Here is a 22734-nt window from a genome sequence, read left to right as displayed (position 1 = left end):
CGAAACAATCCAGAATACCTCCGCGGAGACATTCTGGATTGCTTCGTCGCTTCACTCCTCGCAATGATGGAGGTCGATGAAGCCGCTCGCTCTACGACGGCTTTTCTAAGACGGCTTTGCCTTTCCGCGCACTCGCCGCTTGCACGTCCCCGGCAGCTTCGCCGCGAGAAAATCACCGAGCGCCTCGACGCGCGCGGGGCGCGGGCCGCCAGGTGGCGTCACCAGATGCACGGCGCCTTCGACCTGCTTCCAGTCCTTCAGGATCACTTCGACCTCGCCGGAGGAGATGGCGTCACCGACGATGAATTCCGGAAGGTCGGCGATGCCGAGGCCGGCGATCAGCGCCGGCATCACCGCTTCGCCGTTGTTGACGCGGAGCTGTCCGCCCGGACGTACGCTGGCCTGCTCGCCGGCCGAGTTGGTGTAGTGCCAGACGTTGGGCGTGGAGAGATAGGCGTAGCTGAAGCATTTGTGCTCGGCCAGATGCATCGGATGCGTCGGCCGCCCGTGTTGCTCGAGATATGACGGCGCGGCCACCGTGAAACGCGGCATGGTGAAGAGCCGGCGGGCGATCAGCGAGGAATCCGGCAGCCGCGCGATCCGCACCGCCATGTCGAAGCCCTCGCCAATCAAATCGATGGTCGCATCGCTCAAGTGCAGATCGACCGAGACCTCCGGATACGCCTCGAAGAACTCCGGCAGCAGCGGCGCCACCGCCTTGATCCCGAATGTCATGGGCACGGCGAGCCGCACGAGGCCGCGCGGTGCGACCGATTGCGCCAGCGCCTCGTTCTCCGCCGCCTCGCCGTCGGACAGCAGGCGCGTCGCACGCTCGGCGAGCTTATGCCCGGCATCGGTCAGCGCGAGCCGGCGTGAGGTGCGGTTGAACAGCCGGGCGCCGAGCCGCTCTTCGAGGCGCGTGACCGCCTTGGACACCGTTGCCTTGGACATCGCGAGCTCACCAGCGGCCCCCGCAAACGACCGTAATTCCACGACTTTTGCGAAAATCGCGAGCGCCTCGAAATCGGGGAGTTTGGCCATGAGGGCGGATCCAATTGGGATGTTTAAGGAAACAATGTGTTTCGACAGTTTCTATTTCTATACCACAAACAGAGGCTTATCCAAGGGTCATCAGAAATTCAGGAATGGAGAAATCCAATGACCAAGAAGCTCTCAGGCAAGGTTGCCCTCGTCACTGGTGGCTCGCGCGGTATCGGCGCGGCCTCTGCTCGCGCCCTCGCCGATGAAGGCGCGGATGTCGCGATCAGCTACGTTGCCTCTCCCGAAAAGGCGGAAGCCGTCGTCACCGAGTTGAAGGCCCGAGGCGTCAATGCCCGCGCCTTCAAGGCGGACCAGGCCTCGGCCAAGGACGTGACGCAGCTCGTCAACGACGTCGCGAAGGAGTTCGGCCATCTCGACATCCTCGTCAACAATGCCGGCGTCGCGAGCGGCGGTGCGATCGATGACGCCAATGCCGACACCGAAGCGCTCGCCCGCCAGGATGCCATCAACGTGCATGGCGTGATCGCTGCGATCCGCGCCGCTTCGCAATTGATGGGCGAAGGCGGCCGCATCGTCACCGTCGGCTCGATGCTCGCCGATCGCGCCTCGTTCCCGGGTCTTGCGGACTACGTCGCCACCAAGGCCGCCGTGGTCGGTTACACCAAGGGCGCAGCGCGCGACCTCGGCCCACGCGGCATCACCGTGAATGTGGTGCAGCCCGGCTCGATCGACACTGACATGAACCCGAAGGACGGCGGCGAGTTCGCCGAGACCCAGCGCAAGCAGCACGCGTTGCAGCGCTTCGGCCGCCCCGAGGAAGTCGCGGCTGGCGTCGTGTTCCTCGCAAGTCCGGAAGCCTCCTTCGTCACCGGCACGGTGCTCAACGTCGACGGCGGTTTTGGCGCCTGATCAAGGCGCCATCCGCCAAAACAAGGAATTACGCAGATGATCGAACTCAGACCCTTCGCAAAGCTCGGCGGCGCCGATCACGGCTGGCTCAATGCCAAGCATCATTTCTCCTTCGCAAGCCATTACGACCCCGACAACATGGGTCACGGCGCCTTGCGGGTCTGGAACGACGACGAGATCGCGCCGAACACCGGCTTTCCCGCCCATCCCCACGCCAACATGGAAATCATCACCTATGTGCGCGAGGGCGCGATCACCCATCAGGACAGCCTCGGCAACGAAGGCCGCACCGAAGCGGGCGACGTGCAGGTGATGAGCGCCGGCAGCGGCATCCGCCACTCCGAGTACAATCTCGAGTCGACCAAGACACGCATCTTCCAGATCTGGATCGAGCCGACCGCGCGCGGCGGGCAGCCGACCTGGGGCTCGAAGCCGTTTCCGAAAGGAGACCGCTCGGGCAAGCTCGTCACCATCGCGAGCGGCTTCGAGCATGACACGGACGCGCTGCCGATCCGCGCCGATGCGCGGGTGCTCGCCACCACGCTGAAGGCCGGTGAGAGCGCCGAGTACGTGCCGCACAAGTCGCGGCACCTTTATCTGGTGCCCGCGGCGGGGTCAGTCCAAATTAACGGCGTGCGCGTCAACGCCCGCGACGGCGCCGCGATCCGCGACGAGGACAGGCTGAAAATCACGGCACTCGAAGATTCCGAGATCGTGCTCGTCGACGCGGCGTAACGGCTCTCTCTGTCATGGCCGGGCTTGTCCCGGCCATCCACGCCCCGCGACGAGCGAACAAGAACGTGGATGCCCGGGACGAGCCCGGGCATGACGACCCAAAAAAAGCACTCACTCAATCCCATCGGAGACATCATGACCAAAGTTCTCGTCCTGTATTATTCCGCCTATGGCCACATCGAAACGATGGCCAATGCCGTTGCCGAAGGCGCGCGCGAAGCCGGTGCCACCGTCGACATCAAGCGCGTACCCGAGCTGGTGCCGGCCGAGGTCGCCAAGGCGTCCTATTACAAGCTCGACCAGGCCGCCCCCGTCGCCACGATCGACGACCTCGCCAATTACGACGCGATCATTGTCGGCACCGGCACCCGCTTCGGCCGCATGGCCTCGCAGATGGCGAACTTCCTCGACCAGGCCGGCGGTCTCTGGGCCAAGGGCGCGCTGCACGGCAAAGTCGGCGGCGCCTTCACGGCGACCGCGACCCAGCATGGTGGTCAGGAGACGACGCTGTTCTCGATCATCACCAACCTGTTGCATTTCGGCATGGTCGTGGTCGGCCTGAATTACGGCTTTGCCGGCCAGATGAAGCTCGACGAGGTCACCGGCGGCGCGCCTTACGGCGCCACCACGATCACCGGAGGCGACGGCAGCCGGCAGCCCAGCGCCAACGAGCTCGCCGGCGCACGCTATCAGGGCCGCCAGATCGCGGAGACAGCCAGGAAGCTGCACGGCTGAGCGCGGTTAAGCTTTACGTCCGAACCACTGCATGGCAGGTGCGATCTGGGCGGCATTCTCTTCTGGAGATGCCGCCCCATCTCTGTGGCCAGGATATTTCACCAAAAGCGATACGAATGGCTTTCGAACTCTTGTTGATCGCGCAGATGATCCGCAGGCCCGCTCAGGCGCTGGCGCGGCGCTGGTATTGCCGGAGCCTGTTCAAGGCCTCACGCGGCCGCTTTCACTGTGCCGGCTGCGCGAAGTCATGATGCTCTAGCCACTAGGCCTGCGTGATGTCCGCGTTGGGCTTAATGGGCGCAGTCGCGACAGGCGCCGGCGCTGTCGACAGCCACCAGCCCTCACCGGCGAACCAGCAGGTCTCGTCGGGAGCGCCCTCTCTCCGCAACGACTGCACGCCCTCCCACCCCCTTGCGAACGCCTCGGCCAGTCGCCGGGCGGCATTCGCGTTCTGCAATCCCGCGCAGCCGATGAATTGGGCACGCCCGAGGAATTTGGCGGGCCAGACCGCCCCCTCGTCGGGGCGCGTGATCATCAACATGCCGCCGATCATGCCTTCGGGCGCGAGTGGAAACACCAGCCGCCCACCGGGCAGCAAGGCATCGAGCCATTCGGTGGCCGGCTGCGCCGCACCCGCGCAGACATAGATCACGTCGGCTTTGGGAAGATCGGACGCGATGCCCGATCGATCCCGCACGTCCGTATGGGCGATGTCCTTCAGATTCTCGCGCGCGAGGCCTGCCAGACGTTCGTCGATCTCGTAGGCATGGACGCGGCCGCCGGGGCCGACGAGATGCGCGAGGATTGCGGTGTAATAGCCGCTCCCCGCGCCGATCTGGATCACAGTCTCGCCTTCCTTCACCGCGCAACCGCTGAGCCAATAGGCGTGCGCGCCGGGCATCCCGATATTGAGACCCCGCGCGCTGTCGAGCGCGAGCAGCGTGTTCTGATAGAGGAAAGCGGGATCATCATCGGGTGTGACAACATAGGGGTGGCCGCCAACCGAGATCGACCACGGCCCGGGTCCGGCGAACGTCTCGCGCCTGACGGTGCGAAACGCTTCTTCGATACGGGGGTCCGCGGCCCTCGCCGCGGCGCTGATCAACTGTGCATAGAATGCGCGATATTTTGCCGAACGATCTTCCATGTCGCCTCCGGGAAACAGGCGACGATAACACAACGATTGCGATAATCGAGTGACCCTACAATCCAGGGCGGCGCGTCAGCGCGTCCTCTTGCCCATCGCCTGCGCCGCAAAGGCGGCAAGCCTGGGGTGACGACGCAGGCCCTGCGCGGCGTGGTCGCGCCACGCGAAGGGCATGCCGCGCCAGGACAGCGCGACGCTGACATCCGTCAGCGGCACCGGCTCGGCGCCGAAGCGGCGCTTGTAGTCCTGGTTGCCGATGCTGAGGTCGAAACGGCGCACGCCTTCCGCATGCAGCGCCGCCATAGTGCGCTCGGTCACGAGCAGCCCCGGCGAGCAGTTCGACCAGGAATCGCCGGTGTGGCTGATGCGCAGCAGGAAATAGGTCTCACCGAACCTGACGCCGAGCGCGGTGGCGACAATGGCCTCGTCGCAAACCAGCGCCGAGATGACGGCATAACCGTTCGCGACGCCCCGACGCGCGACCTCGCGATAGAACTGCGCATGGGTTTCGTCGTTGAGGACGAAGCGCGAGCCGAGCTTTCGCATGCGCGCCTGCTGCTGGGCATCCATCACGTCCAGCAGCTCGCGCGCACGCGCGACATCGGTGGCGATCTCGAATCGCGCGCCGGCGTGACGGTTGAAGACGCGCCAGCAGCGTGGCATCTGCATGCGCTTGATCGAGGCCTGGTAATCTTCATAGTCGTCGCCGGTCAGCACGAGGTTGCCGTTGAGCGAGCAGGACCCGATCCGGCCGAGCGACACCAGCGGGTTCGGGTTGCCGCCGATCTGGGCCGGCATCTTCTTCAGGCGCAGCAAATCGAAGCGGTCCGGCAATGCGCGCAATGCGTCGATCAGCGCCGTGCCGATCGCATCCGCCGCCGCCGCGTCCAACGCGGCATCGAGCGCCAGGATCGGCGCGTTGTTGTCGGAAACGCCGAGATCGGCGAATTCGACGATGCGGATGCCGCGCCTGAGGTGGCTGATCATCGGCACGATTGCGATGTCCCTGCCGGTCGTGGCATCGGAGATCAATGCAATCAGCGGCGAGAGATCGTGGAACGCCTCGTACCAGGCGCCGAGCCAGTAGCCATGCTGGAATGCAGTGCGATGGCCTGCGTTCAGGCGCGATGCGGCCCGCGGCCAATCACGCACGAAATCGACCGCGATTGCCGACGCGCTGGACACAAGACCATCTGGTTGCTCGACGCTGAGGATCGTCATCCGCGGGACATACGATTACTGGGCGTTTCCAGATAGATTATGTTTTGTCGCGGCCACAAGTGAGCTCACAGCTTATCGTTAAGCCGATGCCATTGCGGCGGCACCGGCTGCGACAAGTCGTCCGGTTCCATTTCCGCGACGCATTGGAACCTGGCCAGGAAGTGCAGGCCGGCCACGGCAACAGTGAACATGAACCAGATCGGATTTTGCCGTTCGAGCAAGAAGGTCTCGGTGGCCCCGTAATACAGGCCGAACAGCCATACGGTCAGGAACAGCTTTGCCAACGCACCGCTGCGGTTGTGAGTTCGGGCCGTCTGGAAATTGCCGAGCGGCGCGAGCACGAAGACGAGGATCACCAGCAACAGCCCCGGCAGGCCGATGGTGACCGCGAGGTCGAGATAGCTGTTGTGGCTGTGCGCCGCGCTCGTCGCCCATTCGGCGCCCTGGGCGGTCTGCCGCGCGGTCACGTCGTCCCAGAACGCGGCGTAGCCGTGACCGATGATCGGCTTCTCCGCGACAGCTGCGAGCGCGAACTCCCAGATGGCGGAACGGCCGGTGAAGGTGGGATCGAGCGGAAGCAGCCGCGTCATCGCTCCGAGCGCCGGGCTCATGACGCTGCCGACCGTCAGCAGGTTCATCGCGATCAGCGGCACGAAGCAGATGATCCGCTTCAGCCACAGGCCCGGCGTCACGCAGACCAGCGAGGCGAGCGCATAAATCGCAAGGCACAGTACCGACGACGTCTTGCCGCCGGTGAAGATCAGGAAGATTCCAGCCAGCGCGGCGATGGCCGGCCCCATCAAGAACGAACCAATGGCAGACAGGTAAATGCCGACATAAATCAGGATGGTCATCACCGGCGAAGCGATGTTCTTGTGACCAAAGCTGCCGCGCCAGTCGCCGGCCAACTGCGGCTCGGTGACGTCGAGTGCGGTGTGGATCGAGTATTGCGGCGCCACGAAGACGCCGAGATAGCAGAGCGCAAGCAGTACGAGGGCGGCGCCGCCGAGGCACAGGTTGAAGCTGCGCTGCGTCGGCGGCAGCAACGGCAACAGCACCGCGAGCGACATCACGCTGGCTGCGAGCATGAAGCGCTGCATCGAGACTCCGCGATTCTCGGAGAAGACGATGCTGATCAACAGCCAGCCGACCAGGCAGAGATGCAGCGGCGTCACCAGCGTCTTAAGCGCGGGCGCATCCGTTGCGGCGACCAACAGGACTGCGAGCGCGGCCAGCAGGCCCCAGGCGACATAAGTGAGCGCCATTCGTCCGCCGACGACGGTGGTGACATCCTCGCTGCGCAGGTCGGGAAACGGATCGAGCGTCACCAGCACGAGGAGCAGCGCTGCGACTGCGACGAGGCAGCGCGCCGCCCGCACGGCGTCGACCCCTGCAAGCCCATCGCGCAGGACGCCGCCGAACGATCGGGCCTCGACGTCGGTCATGTCAATGGCGCTGCGATCCATGGCTCAAGGCTGGTGGTGAAGCCCGGGGGAAGCTCGAAGTCTTAGCCGATCCCTGTTAAGCATCCGTCAACCAGTCCAGCGGGGCGCTGCGGCACCGCCTGCTGCCGCACGATGCTCCGCGCGATCTCGTAATATTGAAGCGCGCGCTGTTCCAGCGTCAGGTTGTCCAGCACGAAACCGCGGGGATCGAACGTATCGGCGGCGCACCCGGCCCAGAAATCATCCCAGCCCGCCTCAAACCCGGCGATGTCGACGAACTTGGCGCCGCAACGATCGTCCCAGTACGGCACCGACGACACCGGCGCGAATTGGACCCGATGCGGATAGTAGTCGGGGTCTCGCCACGGCCCGCCTGGATCCCAGGCCAGCACCGGCACGCCGCAAGACAATGCCTGCTGATAGGCGATGCCCTGGCTCTCGTTCTGGCAGAGGAAGATCATCGCACGCGATTGCGCGAGCGCGGCCCGATAGTCTTCTTCCTTGTAGCTGCCGTAACGCAGCTCGGCGAACGAGCGGCCTTCCCTCGTGAGCCGGGCGCGGACGGGCTCGATCAGCTCCGCCGCGTAGCGATCGCGGTCCCAGTGCACCTTGTCGTAGATCAGGACGTCGACGCTCTTCTGCGACGTCGCCGGCGGTGCCCAGAGATCCGTGTCGATGCCGATCGGCCAGGCCTCCGTGTCGGGCCAATGCGGCCGATACATGTCGGCGTACCACGGGCCGGGCACCACGACCTTCTTCACCGGCAGGCGCTTGAACAGGTCGGGATCGTCGAGCGGATGATTGTGGGCGGCGACGCCGAGCAGGATCGGATTTTTCCAGGCGAACTTGTCGAGCAAGAAGGTGCGGCCGATGATGCAGGCGAGTTCGCCCGGATGCCGCGCGATGTAGCCATAGTCGTTGACGCGATAGCGGATACCGAGCCGATCGAGCCCCGCACAGAGATTGAGGAACACGCGCAGCTGCCCGCTCATGCGCGGCTCGCCAAGCAGCATGCGACGCGCCATGCGCCGCAGATGCCGGTCGCCGGGAAACCAGCGATCATCCTTGTCCTCGTAGAACAGGTTGAGGACCATATCGTCGGGATCGTAGTCGAATGTCTTTGCGGGCACTGGTGTCCATCCGCGGCGGCCTGATGCGCATTCTCGCATGGGACCGGCTGTCGCACTCTTCCTAATTTGCCACAGGCTTAATGCCGGCGGCTTAACGCTAATTGACGAAACCAACGCTGCGGCAGCCTTCGTGGCGACGCTTTTTTCCCGATGCGAGTATCATCGAGGGCGGCCAGGGTTGCGATCGATCGCATTGCCAAGCGCAGATGCGCCCTGGTTAACAGACCGTTAAAGGCGAGCCGTATCTTGATCACCGCGGAAGACATTCTCGAATTGCCTGCCACATCGCGCGTCGTTCCAGCGGCGCGCGTCCCGCTGCAGGTCGGCTCAACCACGTCGGTGTCCGTCGTCATTCCGGCCAAGAATGTTGCGGCTTATGTCGGCGAAACCCTCGCCAGCGCACTGGCACAAACCGAGGTCACCGAAGTGATCGTCGTGGACGACGGCTCGACCGACGATACCCCCGCCATCGTCCGCGCCATTCGTGACCCTCGACTGCGCCTGATGACCAACGGCGCCGCCGGCGTATCGGCAGCGCGCAATCTCGGCGCGCAGCATGCGAACGGCCAATGGCTGCTCTTCCTCGATGCCGACGATCGCCTGCGGCCCGGCGCGGTCGCGGCGCTGCTGGCGGCTGCGCGTGGCGCGCCGCGAGCGGTTCTGGTCTACGGCGACTACAATACGATCGACAGCGAGGGACGGCAGATCGGCCGTCGGGATCTGCTCAAGGGCCGCCGCAAACCGTCCGGCGACGTGCTGGCGCGGCTCGCCGCCGGCAACTTCATCGTCAATGGCGGCATTGCGCTCGCACGTGCAGAGGCCTTCCGCGCCATCGGCGGGTTCGACGTCTCGCTCAGATATTGCGAGGACTGGCACTGCTGGTGCCGCCTTGCCGCGATCGGCGAATTCGAATTTGCGCCGAACCTTCTGCTCGACTACCGCCTTCACACGGCCAACACCATGAACGCGGCGGTGCGGACGCCACAGGATTTCTTTCCGGCGATCGCGCGGGTGTTCGACGACGGGCTGATCATGGCGCGATTGCCCGCGGGCATGGCGGCCGGGCTGCGCCAGGCCGCCGAGGTTCATCTCGTCACGTATTCGGCAATGCAAGCGGTCCGCTTCGGTAGATATCGCCAGGCCTTCGCCTATCTCGGGATAGTCGGGCGCCGCTCGCTCAAATCGCTGCCGCGTTCCGCGGTCAGGGTCGCCCTCGCCTGCTTCGGTATTTAGCCCGCCGCCTCGGCGTCAGGACACGATCTTCGAGGCCTCATAGGGCTTCGGCTCGATGCCGAACGCGGCGAGCGCCGAGCCGAGCGCGACCATCACGGGATGCATCGCGACGACGGCTTTCGACGATTTCAGCAGAGCGGCCGCGCGCAACAGCGACAGCGGCAACCTCCCGAGCATCTGCGCAAACACCCACACTCGCGCCGCAGCGCCCTGCGCGGCCTTGGACTGCACACGATAATTGATCGCGCCGATGCGCAGGCCTCGCTTCACGATCCAGCCGAAACTGGTGCGGCTTTGCGGCACGGTCTCGGTGATGACTGCTTCCGCCGTCCAGTGGAAGGTCATGCCGGCGTCGCGGCAGCGCACGAAGAAATCGCAGTCGCCGCCCCCGAGGAAGTTGAAGCGCGGGTCGAAGGCGGGACGGGCAAAGCTCTCGAACGCCGCACGCGTGATCAGGCAATTGCCGCAGCCGTAGATCAAGGGCACAGCGCCGCTGTAATCATAGGCGGGACAGAAAACGGGGTGGCGCGAAAGCCAGGGCATGCGGTGGTCCTCGAAGACCGGCAGCACCGGCCCGCCGACCACATCGGCGCCGGTCGCCTCCGCGGTGCGGACCATCAGCTCGAGCCAATCGGGCGAGGCAATCTCGTCGTCGTCGATCATCAGGAACCGGGTCGCGGCGGGAAACAGCGCCAGCGCCGTCTCGAAGGCGGCGTTGATCGCCTGGACGTTGCCTTGCCGTTTCTCGACCAGGCAGACACCCTGAAGTCTGCCATCGGCGAGATACTCCGCGGCCACCGGCGCGCTTTCGCGCCGGACCGCATCGTTCTCGGCCATGACGACGGCGAAAGAGCGCGGGGTGCGCTGGCTGGCGAGCGAGTCCAGTGTCAACCGCAGATGCTGCGGGCGGCGGAAGCAGGGGATGCAGACGACGATACCAACCGACAGGTCGATGATCCGGGAGCTGGCCGCGATCTCCCGGTTGGGATCGCGCACGGCATGCGAGATACGCGTGGCGGACAGGTCTGTCGGGATCAATGTCATGACGTTCTAGATGTCCGAGATAGATTGAAAAAGCCCTGCTTCGATCCCGGGATCAGCGCCGTCCCGCGACGGCACATCGCCCCGGGACGGATGCGTCCCAAAATGAACGGCCGGTTTGAGCCTGACGACGGCGCCAAGGCCGCCGATGTTCCGCCATCCATGCACTTAACCGCTTTCGGGTGTTTCTGCCGCGAAACCTTGCACGCGTGATACTGCAATTCGCGGTCCACCGTGCCGACGGCGGCTGGCGCGGAGGATGCCGTAGTTAACGCACATGCTCATTAACCCCATCGTAAGCACCGCGGCGGGTGAAGCGTCGCGGCATCGGATTTGCTCTACGGGCACACGAGATTTTTCCTGTAAATTTAAGTCGAACAAGCGCGGTCCGAAAAAAATGAACAAGCCAGCCACGATCGATTTCGCGACAACCACGGCGGTCCAAATTCCCGCGGCCATTGCACACACTCAGGCGCTGCACGATCTCGTCCCCGGTGAAGCCCGCGACAGCCTGCTCGCCGTTCACGACGTACTGCGCCGCGAACTGCCACGGGGCCAGCTCGCCACCTACGAAGCCGGAGGCGGCTCGTGCAGCGTCCTGCCACCGGAATTGCTGAACCGCAGCAAGGTCACCGTCGTCGACATCGACGAGGACCAGGTTCGCAACAACAGCTACGCGGACGAAGCGATCCTCGGCGACGTCCAGACCTACCGCTTCGGGCGCGAGACCTTCGATCTGGTGATCTGCTACAACGTGATCGAACATCTTCCCAAGGTCGACGCCGCACTCTTGAATTTCCGCGATGCGCTCAAGCGCGGCGGGATGATTCTGATCGGCGCGCCCAATCCGCGCTCATTGTCCGGGGTCGTCACCAAATACTCGCCGCACTGGTTCCACGTCTGGTTCTACCGGCACATTCGAGGCATCAAGGATGCCGGCCTGCCGGGCGAGCCGCCGTTCCCGACCTTCTTCCATCCCCTGGTGTCGCTGCCGAGGCTCGAAGCGTTCGCCGCCGCCAGTGGCCTCGAGATGATCTACCGCCGTGAGGTCGAGAGCCCGCGCTATCCCGAGATGCGCCGGCGCAAGCCGCTGTTCGCAGCCCTGGTCGACGCCGGCGCCGCCGTTCTCAACGCCGTGCTCCCGCGCGGGACCGACGTCCGCCGCGGCGATTATCACGTCATCCTGCGGAAAAGCTGACGGCCATGGTGCGCGCGCGGCCGATCGCAAGACCAGCGAAGCCTCGCGGCCACGCCGCACGGGGTAACGAACCGTTAATCTCTGAAGGACCGCGCCATCGCACGCGTCACGACGACGCGTCGAAGAGAGGCACGCGCTTAAACGCTTTGTTTGCCATTTCGGTGAATAGTCCCTCAATGAGTATGGTTAATTTTCCCTGTTGCGTTGAGTGGGCACCTATATCTGAGGTGCGTGGCGTAGAGCGAAGAGTACCCCCTCAGCTCGCGGCACTTGGAATGAAAGCTGGGGATCATGCTTGACTATAACCAGCCGATAGATCGGGCCAGACCGGAGGCCCCGCAGCACCGGCCTCAGGCCGGCTTCAACGTGCTGGAGCTGGTCAATCTGCTCTGGCGGCGGAAGATCGCGATTGCCGTTGCCGCGCTGCTCGGTGCGACGCTTGCCGTCACCGTGGGCAAGAGCCTGACGCCCCGCTACACCGCCACCGCCCAGCTCTATGTCGACCCGCGCGAGCTTCAGCTCGTCGACCGCGAGCTAACGCCCCGCGCGCAGGACGTCTCCGGCATGTCGATGGTGGTCGAGAGCCAGGCGCGCCTGATCACCTCCAACAGCGTGCTGCTCCAGGTGATCCAGCAGGCTGATCTGGACAAGGATCCCGAATTCGGCGGCGGCGCCGACGGCAAAGGCGTGATGTCGTCGCTGCTCGGCCTGATCGGCCTTCAGCCCCACGCGCCCTCCGCCGCGGAGAAAAAGGAAGTGCAGCTCGCCGCCCTCGAGGCGCTGAACCGGCACATCACGATCCGCAAGACCGAGAAGAGCTTCATCGTCGATATCGAAGTCTGGTCGACCGATCCGGCGAAAGCGGCAATGCTCGCCAACACGCTGACCAGCGCCTACCTCGCGGAGTCCCGCAACTCGCAGGCGTCAGCCGCGCGGCGCGCCACCAACGATCTCTCCGGCCGCCTGAAGGAACTGCGCGAGCGGCTGCGCAACGCCGAGACCGTGCTCGCGACCTACAAGGCCCAGAACAATTTCGTCGGCACCCAGGACGCGCTGATCAGCGACCAGCAGCTTTCCGCCAGCAACCAGCGGCTTTCCGCCGCCCGCGCCGCGACGATGGACGCGCAGGCGCGCCTCGACCAGATCGAGGCGAGCCGGCGCACGACGGCAGATGCAGGCGCGAACTCCGAGGCGCTGCAATCGCCAACCATCGCCAACCTGCGCGCGCAATATGCCGACGCGCGCAAGAAATATGCGGAGCAGGCCGGCGAACTCGGCCCGCGTCATCCAGCGCTGCGCCAGACCGAAAAGCAGGTCGAGGATCTCAAGCGCACCATCAACGAAGAGATCGACCGCTTCGCCCAGTCCGCCAAGAACGATTTGACGCGCGCCCGCGACTTTGAAGCCTCGCTCAGCCGGGCGCTGGAGGCGCAGAAGCGGCAGAGCGTCCAGCTCAGCCAGGCCGCCGTGCGCCTGCGCGAACTCGAGCGCGAAGCCGATGCCAGCCGTGACGTCTATCAATCCTTCCTCAAGCGCTCGCGCGAGACCGAGGAGCAGGAGACGCTGAACACCTCGGCGGCCCGAATCATCGGCGAAGCGACGGTGCCGCAGCGGCGCTCGTTCCCGCCGGCGATGAGCCTGTTCGCCATGATCGGCTTTATCTTCGGCGCAATCGCTGCATCGAGCTGGTTCGTCGCGGCAGAGCTGCTGGTGGCCGGTGCGTTCGCACCGGCGCCGGCCCGTCCCAATCGCACTCCGTTGCCGCAAGCTCCGCGAGCTCCAGAGCCTTCGCGGGCGCCGGAGACTGCCCGGTCCCAGCCGGTCTCGCGAGCCCCGGAAGTCGCGGAGGCACTGCCGGAACTCGCCGCCCCGCCGCTGCAACCTTCGATGGTCGAGAAGCCCCTGATCGAAAAGCCGCTGATCGCGCGCCTCCAGGAGGCCGACGTCATCCACACGCTCGGTGCCATTCTCGCCACCGGCGGCGGCATCGACCTCACCCGGCTCGGCTGGCCAACGCTGCGCCCCTGCTTTCCACTGACGACGCTGCTCAACGCCTGGCGCGACATGCGCGCTACGGCGGCCCGGCGCGCCGGCGGAAAGACAATGCCGGTCATCGCGCTCGTCGGTGCCGGTGAGACCACCGGGCGCAGCGTGACCGCGCTGAATTTCGCGCTCGCGGCCGCGCGCGACGGCGCCCGGGTCCTGATGATCGATGCCGACCATCAGGCGCACCCGCTCTCGAACAAGGTCAGCCGTCCCGTCAAGAGCGAGCCCAGCAAGGTCGGATGGCTTTCGATCGGCAGCAAGGCCGCGCGCGAGATCAAGACACTCAACGGCATCTCGATATTGCCGGCCGCCGAACGCGACGCCGGCAAGGCCACTGACGCCATCCGCAAGGCCATCGAGCAGGCGCGCTCCGCCGGCGGCTATGACCTTGTGATCCTTGACGGCCCCGCGGCGCCACTCACGGCCGGCAGCCGTAAGCTGCTCGATGATGCCGACGCGCTGGTGGCGGTGCTGCCGACCAGCCTCGACATCAACGACGGCCTGGAGGAGATCTTGAGCACACTCGGCCGCGCGGAGCGCAAGCTCGTCGGCGTCGTGCTCGACGAACTCACCCCTATGGCCCAAGCTCGCCAACGAGGCAGACAATATGCTTGAGCGCCGCATCAATCTCGATGGCCGGGCCGCAACCGCCGACGTGCCGCGGATCACCATCGGCGGCCTTCGCATGGCCGCACTCGATCTGGAAGCGACCGCAAATTTCATGATCGAGGCGACCGATCCGCGCCATCGCATCGGCCGTCCGCTGCACCTGACCTCGGCCAATGGCGAGGTGCTGGCGCGGTGCTCGACCGAACCCGAGACCGAGCGCCTGTTCCGCAGCGCTGACCTGATCAACGCCGATGGCCAGCCGCTGGTGGCGGCGTCCAGGCTACAATCCTGGTTTCCGTTGCCCGAGCGGGTCGCCACGACGGACCTGTTTCACGTCGTCGCGCGCAAGGCTGAAGCGGTCGGCCGCACCTTCTACATGTTCGGCGCCAGCGAGGACGAGAACGCCCTTGCGGTCGAGAACGTCCGAAAGATGTATCCAAACCTCAAGATCGTTGGCTACAGCCACGGTTATCTCCGTGGCGACGCGCTGCGCGCGAAGGTCGACGAGATCAACGCGCTTGCGCCGGATTATCTCTGGGTTGCGCTGGGCGTGCCAAACGAGCAGGCGTTCGTCGAGGAATTCACCCCGCATCTCACCAATGTCGGCGTCATCAAGACATCCGGCGGCCTGTTCAACTTCTTGTCGGGAAGCCGCGCCCGCGCGCCGCGATGGATGCAGAAGATCGGGCTGGAATGGGCTTGGCGCACCTTGCTCGAGCCCCGCCGCCTGTTCTGGCGCTATTTAACCACCAACCCACGCGCAATCTATCTGCTGTTCAGCCGCCATCGGCCCTTTAATAATCGCTGAGTAGACGACGACATGATCGCCGCCGGTTGCCAGCCCCGCCTGCGCTATTTCAACGCCAGCGGCGCCGGTATTGCGCCTTGCGGGCCGGGCTCATAAGCGGCTAAAGAGACTGTCACAGTCGGTGTCGGCAACTTTCCCGGCCGCCGCGTGTTTTGTATGGCCGCCGACACAAGCGGCACAATCGGCTCAGCCAATTGCGCGAGCCAGCTTTTCACAGCGAAGGCCACGATCGAGTCCGCGCATCGGCCTGCTTTCAGGCGCGACCCAAGGGAGCACGGAACGAATGCATCAGGCCGCAAACCTGCAATTCGAGCGCATGATGGACGAGCTCGTCCTCTGGCAGGCCGTACCGGAGGGCGAACGATCGCCAGCGCCGGCCTGGTGGTGGGGTCCGGCAATGGCGGTGCTCGACGCGCACGAGCCGATGCCACACGCGTGGTGTTCTGAACTCGGTCTGAGCCACGACTCGAGCTTTGCCGAAGGCGCGCACGCCCTGCTCGCCCTGTTCGCCAAGCAAACCTCGCCGACCTGGCCGGATGATTTTCCGCGCAAGGCGGAAATCAAGGAAGACGACGCCCGCGAGCTGCACCCGCAGCCGTCAGACGACAGCGCTTTTCAACCGTAGCGCCGCGGCCGCGGTGGCGGCATGGTCCGGCTCCGGCTGGAGCGGCGGCGCGTAGGGCAGCTCCATGGGCTGCAGCAGCTCGGCCATCTGCCGCGCCGGCAGCGGCTTGGAGATCAGGAAGCCCTGCATCTCGTCGCAGCCATGGGCGCGCAGGAATGCCTCCTGTTCGGCATTCTCGACGCCTTCCGCCACCACGGTCATGCCGAGCGCCTTGCCCATGCTGATGATCGCCTGCGCGATCGCCTGGTCTTCCAAATCCTGCGGCAGGTCGCGCACGAAGGAGCGGTCGATCTTGATGGTGTCGATCGGGAAATGCTTCATCAGAGACATCGACGAATAGCCGGTGCCGAAATCGTCGATGGCGAGACGGATGCCGCGACTCTGGATGGCGTCGAGCACCTTGAGCGCGCGCCCGACGTTGCGCATCATCATGCTCTCGGTGACTTCGAGCTGGAGCAGCACCGGCGACATTCCACTTGCGGCGAGCGCCTCGTCGACGTCCTGCAAGAGATGCTCGTCGACAAACTGGCGCGGCGACAGGTTGACCGCCATCGATACCGGCAAAAGGCCGCGGCGCTGCCAGGCCATGGCTTGCGCGCAGGCCTCCTTCACCACCCAGCGGCCGATCGGCACGATCAATCCGGTCTCCTCCGCAAGCGGAATGAACTGCGCCGGCGAGATGCTGCCGAGATCGGGATGCCTCCAGCGCAGCAGGGCTTCCACGCCGGTGATCTGGCCGGTCTCCATGTCCACCTTGGGCTGGTAGTTCAAAGTGAACTGATTCCGCTCCAGCGCCCGGCGCAGCGCACTCTCCAACGACAGCCGCTCGATCGACTGCGTCTTCACTTCCTTGGAGAAGAAGCGATAGCCGTTCTTGCCATCTTCCTTGGCGAGATACATCGCCATGTCGGCGTTCTTTGTTAGCATCTGAACGTCGGAGCCGTTGGTCGGATACATCGCGATGCCGATCGAGGCCGTGGTGTGGCACTCGTGCCCCGCTAGCTCCATGGGCTCGGCAAGCGCCGTCAGCAGCCCGGTCGCGATGCGCTGGACGTCGTCGACCTCGCCGCATTGATCGAGGATCACTACGAACTCGTCGCCGCCGAGCCGCGCCACCACGTCGCTTGCGCGCAGGGCACCACGCAGCCGGTTGGCCACTTCGAGCAGGAGCAGGTCGCCGGCCTCGTGGCCCAGCGAATCATTGATGACCTTGAAACGATCGAGGTCGATGAACAGCACCGCAAAGCGCTGATCGTGGCGCTGCGCCTCGTCGATCGCCTCATGCAGCAACCCGTTGAAGGTCTCGCGGTTCGGCAGGTCGGTCAGGCTGTCGTGCGAAGCGAGGTATTCGATTCGCTCGTCGGCCTGGTTTTTCTCGTCGGCCCGGTCGAAATTCTCCATCGCGAAGGAGACGTTGTCGGCGAGGCGCTGCAACAGCTCGACGAACTCGGCCGTGAAGGTGCCGGGCTCGGTCGACATGTAGATCATGACGCCGACGGCCCGATCGTGTGCGACGAGGGGAAAAGCCGCGCCCGACCGCGCGCCGTCGTTGCGGACAATGGAATGAAAGGCGCGAACGCGATCGTCATTGAGATAGTCGTTGCTGATGCAGGGCTGGCGGGTGCGGAACGCCGTGCCGCTCATTCCGCGCCCCTCGGGGCGCTCGGGGTCGATTGATAGGCGGACATTGCGCGTGGTGTCAGACGACGGTCCGGCGCTCGACACGATCTCCAGCTGATCGCTATCGACCCTCGCCAGCGCAATGGTGGTCGAGGTGAACTTGGCGCCGTTCGATGCGGCGAGACAGACGAGGTCGAACAGTTCGGCGCGCGACTTCGCCCGCATGATCGCCTCGTTGGTCGCGCTCAGCGCCGCGAACATGCGAGCCAAACGCTCCGTCCGCGCCTCGTTGCGGGCCTTTTCCTCGGCGCGATCGAAATTATCGAGTGCAAATGACACGTTCTCGGCGAGGCGCCCGAGCAACTCGACCATATCGGGTGTGAACGTATTCTCTTCCGGCGCGAGGAAAAGCAGAATGCCGATCGGCTCCTGGCCGGCGCGCAGCAGCGGGAAGCTGGCAGCCGCTCGCGTTCCATCTTCGATCGCCTTAGAGTGCCAATGCGCCGCTCGGAGGTCGTGGAGATAGTCGTTGATGACGCTGGGCCCGCGGGTCCGCAGCGACATCCCTATGATTCCGCGACCCTCAGGATGGTCGGCGGAAACAAAGCAGGTGCGTCCCACCATCCGCTCCTGGAGGCGCCCCTTCACGGCGACCACGCGAACGAGTTCACGCTGGTCGTCCATAATGCCGATTGTCGCCGAGGCGAATACGCCGCCGAGCACGGCTGCCTGGCACGCCCCTTCGAACAGCTCCTCGCGCGTCTTGGCGCGCATGATTGCCTCGTTCGTCGCGCTCAGCGCCTCGAACATGCCGCTCAACCTGTCACGCTGCCTGTCGGCCTTCGCCTTCTCGTCGGCACGGTCGAAGTTCTCCAACGCGAAGGCGACATTGGCCTGGAGCTTGCGCAATAGCTCGACGAATTCGTCCGTGAAAGTGCCGCACTCGGGCGAATTGAACAGGAATACGCCTTCGACGCTGTCGCCGTTGAATAGCGGCATCGCGGTTGAGGACCTAATGCCATTGCGACGCGCGCTGGCGTGCCAAGGCTTGAGGCGGGCGTCTGCCAGGACGTCGTTGCTGATACAGGGCCGCCGCGTCCGGAACGCGGTGCCGGTCAGCCCTCGTCCTTCCGGCTCCTTGTCGCTGACCGACAGCCTGAAGGATCGCACTTCCTCGGCGTTCGGTCCGAAGGACGCAACAACACGAAGCAGTCCCGCATCGCGGTCAAGCAATGCAATGGAGGTCGAGGCGAACTTGGCGCCGTGCACCGTGGCTTCGCAAACCAGATCCAACAGTTCGCTGCGCGACCTTGCCCGCAGAATGGCTTCGTTCGTCGCGCTTAGCGCTGCGTACATACGCGCCAGCCGATCCTCCTCCAAGGCGATCTGGGCCTTCTCCTTGTCGCGGTCGAAGTTCTCGAGCGCAAAGCACACGTTTTCGGTCATGCGCAGCAACAATGCGACGATGCCTTCGTCTTTCGCCCAGGCTTTGCTCACGAAGAAAAACAGCACGCCGATGCTGGTGCCACGCTTGATCATGGAGCAGCCACGCAGGCGACGGCGCCGGCATTGACGTTGGCCTGCTCCCAGGTGGTCCCCTTGGTGCGATTGACGAGGTCGTCCTCGACGATCGCTTGCTGGGTCCGGAACACCTCGCCGGAGATGCCCTTGCCGTAGGGACTCTCCGGATCAATCGAGTAGCGCGACTGTCTGATCAGATCCAGATTATGTCCGGTCGCTGCCACCGGCGTCAGCCATTCGGAATCCGGCTCGTGCAGCAGAACGAAAGTGGCAAGCGATTTGCCGCTATAAACAGCGGCGTCGCAGACCCGCTGGTACAAGTCCAGCTCAGTGCTGGCTTGCAGAATTGCTTCGTTCGTCGCACTGAGCGCGCCGAACATGCGGTTGAGCCGCCGCACTGCCCGCTCGCCATCCAGGCGGGCTCCCTCGGTCGCGAAGCTCTCCAGCGCGTGAGAGATATTGGCCGACATCCGCTCGAACAACGAGACCATCGCCTCGTCGAGCGAGCCGGCGCCCGACCGCGTAACATACAACACCCCAATACTGCGTCCCATGCAGACCAGGGGTAGCGCCGCGGCCGCGCCGACACCCGCCGCCACCGCGCCGTTGCGCCATGCCAGCGAACGCGGATCGTTCAGGAAATCGTTGCTGATGCAGAGCTTCTGGCTGCGGAACGCCTCGCCGCCCACGCCCAAGCCTTCCGGCGTGCCAGCCTGCGTGGTGATCTCGATCGCGCTCAGCCGCGCCACGTCATCGCCGCGACCAGCGGCAAAGCGAAGCTTATGGCCATCCGGCTCCACAAGGAACACGGCCACGGCCATGAAGTCTCCACTCGCAAACCCGGCGTCGCAGACCTTCTGGTACAGCTCATCCGGCGATTTCGCGTAGAGGATCGCTTCGTTGATGGCGCTCAACGCCGCAAAGGTGCGCGCGAGTGTCGTCGGCACGATCTCAGCTCCCGGGCATTTCTGCCTTTTTTTCCCGGATGACGTTATGACCGGCGATCGCCTAAGTGGTCGTTATTGCGCGCTGCAAACCATCGATCAAAGTGAACGAGCTGCGAACGACCTGCGCCAATCTGTCGAAAATGCCACCGCGCGGGACGAATCTTCGCCCGACGGCCCTGCTCGCTGCGAATTTGCAGCCCTGTATTGGTTTACAGGAGATTGATATCGCAGCCGCGCTTTGAGACCATGGCGCCCAACAAGCAGCCTGTTAAGGGCACCATGCCGGGGAAGCGCCATGCCGATCGTCCATGCCGACCGCCTCACGCGCATCAGCGCAGCGCTGCTTCGGGTTGCCGGGGCTTCCGAGGAAGAGGCCGACGCGGTCGCAAACGGCTGCGTCAACGCCAATCTCGCCGGCCACGATTCCCACGGCGTGATCGCCATTCCCACCTATGTTGACCGGATCAAGGCCGGCCACATCGTGCCCGGCGCCAGATGGACCATCGTGCAGGAATCGCCGACGACGACCGTGATCGACGGCCAGTGGGGTTTTGGCTTCCACGTCAACGCCAAGGCGATGGCGCTGACGATCGAGAAAGCGAAGACGGCGAATGTCGCCGCCTGCACCGTGTTCCGGCAAAGCCATGTCGGCCGCCTCGCCGCCTATCCGCTGATGGCAATGCGCGAAGGCATGATCGGGATCGCAACGGCGGATTCCGGCCGTTCGCCGAAGCATGTGGCGCCATTCGGCGGCAAGGAGGCACGGCTCGGCACCAATCCGATCTCGATCGCGGTGCCGTCCGACCTCGATGCGCCGTTCTACCTGGACATGGCGACCTCTGCGGTCGCGGCCGGCAAGATCCAGCTCGCGGTCGCCCGCGGCGAGGAAATCCCGCCGGGGTGGATCATCGATGCCGAGGGACGGCACACTACCGATCCAACCCAGTATCGCAAGGGCGGCGCGCTGCTGCCGCTCGGCGGCACCGAGGGCTACAAGGGCAGCGGCCTCGCCGCAATGGTCGAGGTCCTGTGCGGCCTGCTCACCGGCCTCGGTTTCGGCGTCGAGCCCACGGGCCGGCACAATGACGGCTGCTTCATGGCCGTGTTCAACGTCGCCGCGTTTCGCCCGCTGCAGGATTTCAAGCGCGAGGTCGCCGAGTTCGCACACTATCTCAAATCGACCCCGCCCTCCGAGGGCAGCAAGGGCGTGTTCTATCCCGGTGAGATCGAGGGCTTGCGTGAGCAGCAGCGCCTGCGCGACGGCATCGAGATCGAGGATGCGACCTGGGAAAAACTGCGCGCGCTGGCGCGCGAGTACAGGCTCGACACGGTCCTCGACCTGGCCTGACGGATTTCGGCCTGACGCAATTCGGAGAACAGCAGCATGACGCGGCAGATGGTACTGGTCGGCTTCCTTCAGGCCCAGAACTGCACGAATTTGCCGAGCTCGTGGCGACATCCGGACTCGCGCGACGATTCGATGTCGGCGGACTATTATCAGGAGATCGCCAAAATCCTCGAAGCCGGCAAGTTCCACATGGCCTTCTTCGACGACCGGCTGGCGATGCCGGACCGCTACGGCAACGATCACGCCCACACCGTCGAATACGGCATCCGCTGCGTGAAGATGGATCCGCTGATCGTGCTGACGACGATGGGCATGGTGACGGAGAAGCTCGGGTTGGGTGCGACCGGCTCGACGACTTATTTCGAGCCCTTCGACATCGCCCGCCGCTTCGCAACGCTCGACCTGATGTCGGGCGGACGCGCCGGATGGAACGTCGTGACCTCGCTCAATGACGGCGAGGCCTTCAACATGGGCCGGGATTCTCATCCCGAGCACGACGCCCGCTATGACCGCGCCGACGAATTCATGGAGATCGTTCTCGGCCATTGGGACACCTGGGAAGACGGCGCGCTCATCATGGACAAGACGAGCGGCCGCTTTGCCGATCCGGCCAAGGTGAAGCGGCTCGATCACAAGGGCCCATTCTACAAGTCCCGCGGTCCCTTCACGGTGCCCCGCTCCGACCAGGGCCATCCCGTGATCATCCAGGCCGGCGCGTCCGGCCGCGGCCAGCGCTTTGCAGGACGATGGGGTGAGGTGATCTTCACCGCTGCACGCAATCTCGCCGCCGCCAAGGAAGGCTATGCGTCGGTGCGTAACGAGGCCGCGAAAGCCGGCCGCGATCCGGAGGCGATGTTCCTCTGCAACCTGACGACACCGGTTTGCGCCGCGACCAAAGCCGAGGCCGAAGACAAGATGGCGCTGATCAACAAGCTGCCGCTGCAGATCGACGCGCTGTCGCTGCTGGCCGAAGCGCTCAACTACGATTTCGCCTCCAAGGATCTCGACGAGCCGCTGACGACTGCAGAGCTGAAGAGCATGCAGGGCATTCTGGGCATCCGCGACGGCGTGCTCAAGAACTCCGGCAAAAGCAATCCGAGCGCGCGCGACTTCGTCACCTTCTCCGGCCGCGGCCAGGTCCAGGATGCGATGGTCGGCGGTCCCAAGGAGATCGCGGACAAGCTCGAAGAAATGTTCGTTGAGCGCGGCTGCGACGGTTTTGTCATCGCCGCGACCTATGTGCCCGGCTCCTATGCCGATTTCGTGCAACATATCGTCCCGGAATTGCAGCGGCGCGGATTGTTCCAGAAGGAATATCGCGGCAAGACGCTGCGGGAAAATCTCGGGCTCAAGCGGCCGGCTGCCGGCGACTGGAAAGTGCAGCCGCGCGATGCCGCGGAATAACAACGGAGAC

The 22734-nt window shown here is 64.8% G+C and carries 18 protein-coding genes and 1 pseudogene; 12 read left to right on the top strand and 7 right to left on the bottom strand.

Going from position 1 to position 22734, the window contains the following annotated elements; genetic code table 11:
- Positions 1–105 precede the first annotated feature (105 nt).
- The gene (locus tag IVB13_RS27155) at positions 106–1041 is read right to left on the bottom strand and encodes a LysR family transcriptional regulator (RefSeq protein WP_085350126.1); all 936 of its coding nucleotides are present in this window, start codon (positions 1039–1041) and stop codon (positions 106–108) included.
- Positions 1042–1158: 117 nt separating this feature from the next.
- On the opposite strand from IVB13_RS27155, the gene IVB13_RS27150 reads away from it, so the two are divergent.
- The 4 genes from IVB13_RS27150 to IVB13_RS27135 all read left to right on the top strand — a co-directional run bounded on the left by IVB13_RS27150 (position 1159) and on the right by IVB13_RS27135 (position 3640).
- Positions 1159–1911: an SDR family oxidoreductase gene (locus IVB13_RS27150; protein ID WP_018453408.1), complete on the top strand. Its 753-nt coding sequence runs from the start codon at positions 1159–1161 to the stop codon at positions 1909–1911.
- Positions 1912–1947: 36 nt separating this feature from the next.
- Positions 1948–2646 (top strand): pirin family protein, encoded by a 699-nt coding sequence (locus tag IVB13_RS27145; RefSeq protein WP_018453407.1) that lies wholly within the window; start codon positions 1948–1950, stop codon positions 2644–2646.
- Positions 2647–2781: 135 nt separating this feature from the next.
- Positions 2782–3381 (top strand): NAD(P)H:quinone oxidoreductase, encoded by a 600-nt coding sequence (wrbA, locus tag IVB13_RS27140; protein WP_018453406.1) that lies wholly within the window; start codon positions 2782–2784, stop codon positions 3379–3381.
- A gap of 31 nt (positions 3382–3412) precedes the next feature.
- A complete protein-coding gene (locus IVB13_RS27135; RefSeq protein ID WP_157642889.1) occupies positions 3413–3640 on the top strand; it encodes a hypothetical protein in 228 nt (75 codons plus the stop codon).
- A 3-nt stretch (positions 3641–3643) separates the two neighbouring features.
- Here the strand turns inward: IVB13_RS27135 and IVB13_RS27130 are convergent, their stop codons facing one another.
- From IVB13_RS27130 to IVB13_RS27115, 4 genes are all read right to left on the bottom strand, one after another.
- Positions 3644–4528, bottom strand: a complete 885-nt coding sequence (locus IVB13_RS27130) for a class I SAM-dependent methyltransferase (protein ID WP_247490915.1) — start codon at positions 4526–4528, stop codon at positions 3644–3646.
- A 75-nt stretch (positions 4529–4603) separates the two neighbouring features.
- A complete protein-coding gene (locus tag IVB13_RS27125) occupies positions 4604–5749 on the bottom strand; it encodes a GNAT family N-acetyltransferase (protein WP_247299339.1) in 1146 nt (381 codons plus the stop codon).
- 65 nt (positions 5750–5814) lie between these two features.
- Positions 5815–7215 (bottom strand): O-antigen ligase, encoded by a 1401-nt coding sequence (locus IVB13_RS27120; RefSeq protein ID WP_018453403.1) that lies wholly within the window; start codon positions 7213–7215, stop codon positions 5815–5817.
- A gap of 41 nt (positions 7216–7256) precedes the next feature.
- A complete protein-coding gene (locus IVB13_RS27115; protein ID WP_018453402.1) occupies positions 7257–8324 on the bottom strand; it encodes a glycosyltransferase in 1068 nt (355 codons plus the stop codon).
- A gap of 246 nt (positions 8325–8570) precedes the next feature.
- Between IVB13_RS27115 and IVB13_RS27110 the strand changes: the two genes are divergently transcribed.
- Positions 8571–9557, top strand: coding sequence for a glycosyltransferase (locus tag IVB13_RS27110; RefSeq protein ID WP_018453401.1), 987 nt, complete (start codon positions 8571–8573; stop codon positions 9555–9557).
- A gap of 15 nt (positions 9558–9572) precedes the next feature.
- Here the strand turns inward: IVB13_RS27110 and IVB13_RS27105 are convergent, their stop codons facing one another.
- Positions 9573–10601 (bottom strand): glycosyltransferase, encoded by a 1029-nt coding sequence (locus IVB13_RS27105; protein ID WP_018453400.1) that lies wholly within the window; start codon positions 10599–10601, stop codon positions 9573–9575.
- 394 nt (positions 10602–10995) lie between these two features.
- Here IVB13_RS27105 and IVB13_RS27100 point away from each other — a divergent pair, with 394 nt between their 5' ends.
- The 4 genes from IVB13_RS27100 to IVB13_RS27085 all read left to right on the top strand — a co-directional run bounded on the left by IVB13_RS27100 (position 10996) and on the right by IVB13_RS27085 (position 15884).
- Complete coding sequence (locus IVB13_RS27100) at positions 10996–11796, top strand: methyltransferase (RefSeq protein WP_018453399.1); 801 nt, start codon at positions 10996–10998, stop codon at positions 11794–11796.
- Positions 11797–12087: 291 nt separating this feature from the next.
- A complete protein-coding gene (locus IVB13_RS27095) occupies positions 12088–14457 on the top strand; it encodes an exopolysaccharide transport family protein (protein WP_018453398.1) in 2370 nt (789 codons plus the stop codon).
- Entirely contained in the window at positions 14450–15259 is an 810-nt protein-coding gene (locus IVB13_RS27090; RefSeq protein ID WP_018453397.1) for a WecB/TagA/CpsF family glycosyltransferase, read from the top strand. The genes IVB13_RS27095 and IVB13_RS27090 overlap by 8 nt, the downstream gene beginning before the upstream one ends.
- Positions 15260–15542: 283 nt before the next feature.
- The gene (locus IVB13_RS27085) at positions 15543–15884 is read left to right on the top strand and encodes a hypothetical protein (RefSeq protein ID WP_018453396.1); all 342 of its coding nucleotides are present in this window, start codon (positions 15543–15545) and stop codon (positions 15882–15884) included.
- Here the strand turns inward: IVB13_RS27085 and IVB13_RS27080 are convergent.
- A pseudogene (locus IVB13_RS27080) lies at positions 15858–19972 on the bottom strand (EAL domain-containing protein). The gene IVB13_RS27085 and the pseudogene IVB13_RS27080 overlap by 27 nt on opposite strands.
- Between IVB13_RS27080 and IVB13_RS27075 the strand changes: the two are divergent.
- From IVB13_RS27075 to IVB13_RS27065, 3 genes are all read left to right on the top strand, one after another.
- Complete coding sequence (locus IVB13_RS27075; protein ID WP_247395396.1) at positions 19926–20195, top strand: hypothetical protein; 270 nt, start codon at positions 19926–19928, stop codon at positions 20193–20195. The pseudogene IVB13_RS27080 and the gene IVB13_RS27075 overlap by 47 nt on opposite strands.
- 72 nt (positions 20196–20267) lie before the next feature.
- Positions 20268–21320: an Ldh family oxidoreductase gene (locus IVB13_RS27070; RefSeq protein ID WP_018453394.1), complete on the top strand. Its 1053-nt coding sequence runs from the start codon at positions 20268–20270 to the stop codon at positions 21318–21320.
- A 36-nt stretch (positions 21321–21356) separates the two neighbouring features.
- Positions 21357–22724 carry an LLM class flavin-dependent oxidoreductase gene (locus tag IVB13_RS27065; protein ID WP_018453393.1) on the top strand — a complete coding sequence of 456 codons (1368 nt, stop codon included), beginning with the start codon at positions 21357–21359 and terminating at the stop codon, positions 22722–22724.
- The last annotated feature ends 10 nt before the right edge of the window (positions 22725–22734 follow it).

The organism is Bradyrhizobium sp. 17, assembly GCF_023073515.1.
GTDB lineage: Bacteria > Pseudomonadota > Alphaproteobacteria > Rhizobiales > Xanthobacteraceae > Bradyrhizobium > Bradyrhizobium canariense_D.
This window is presented reverse-complemented; position numbering and strand designations above follow the sequence as displayed.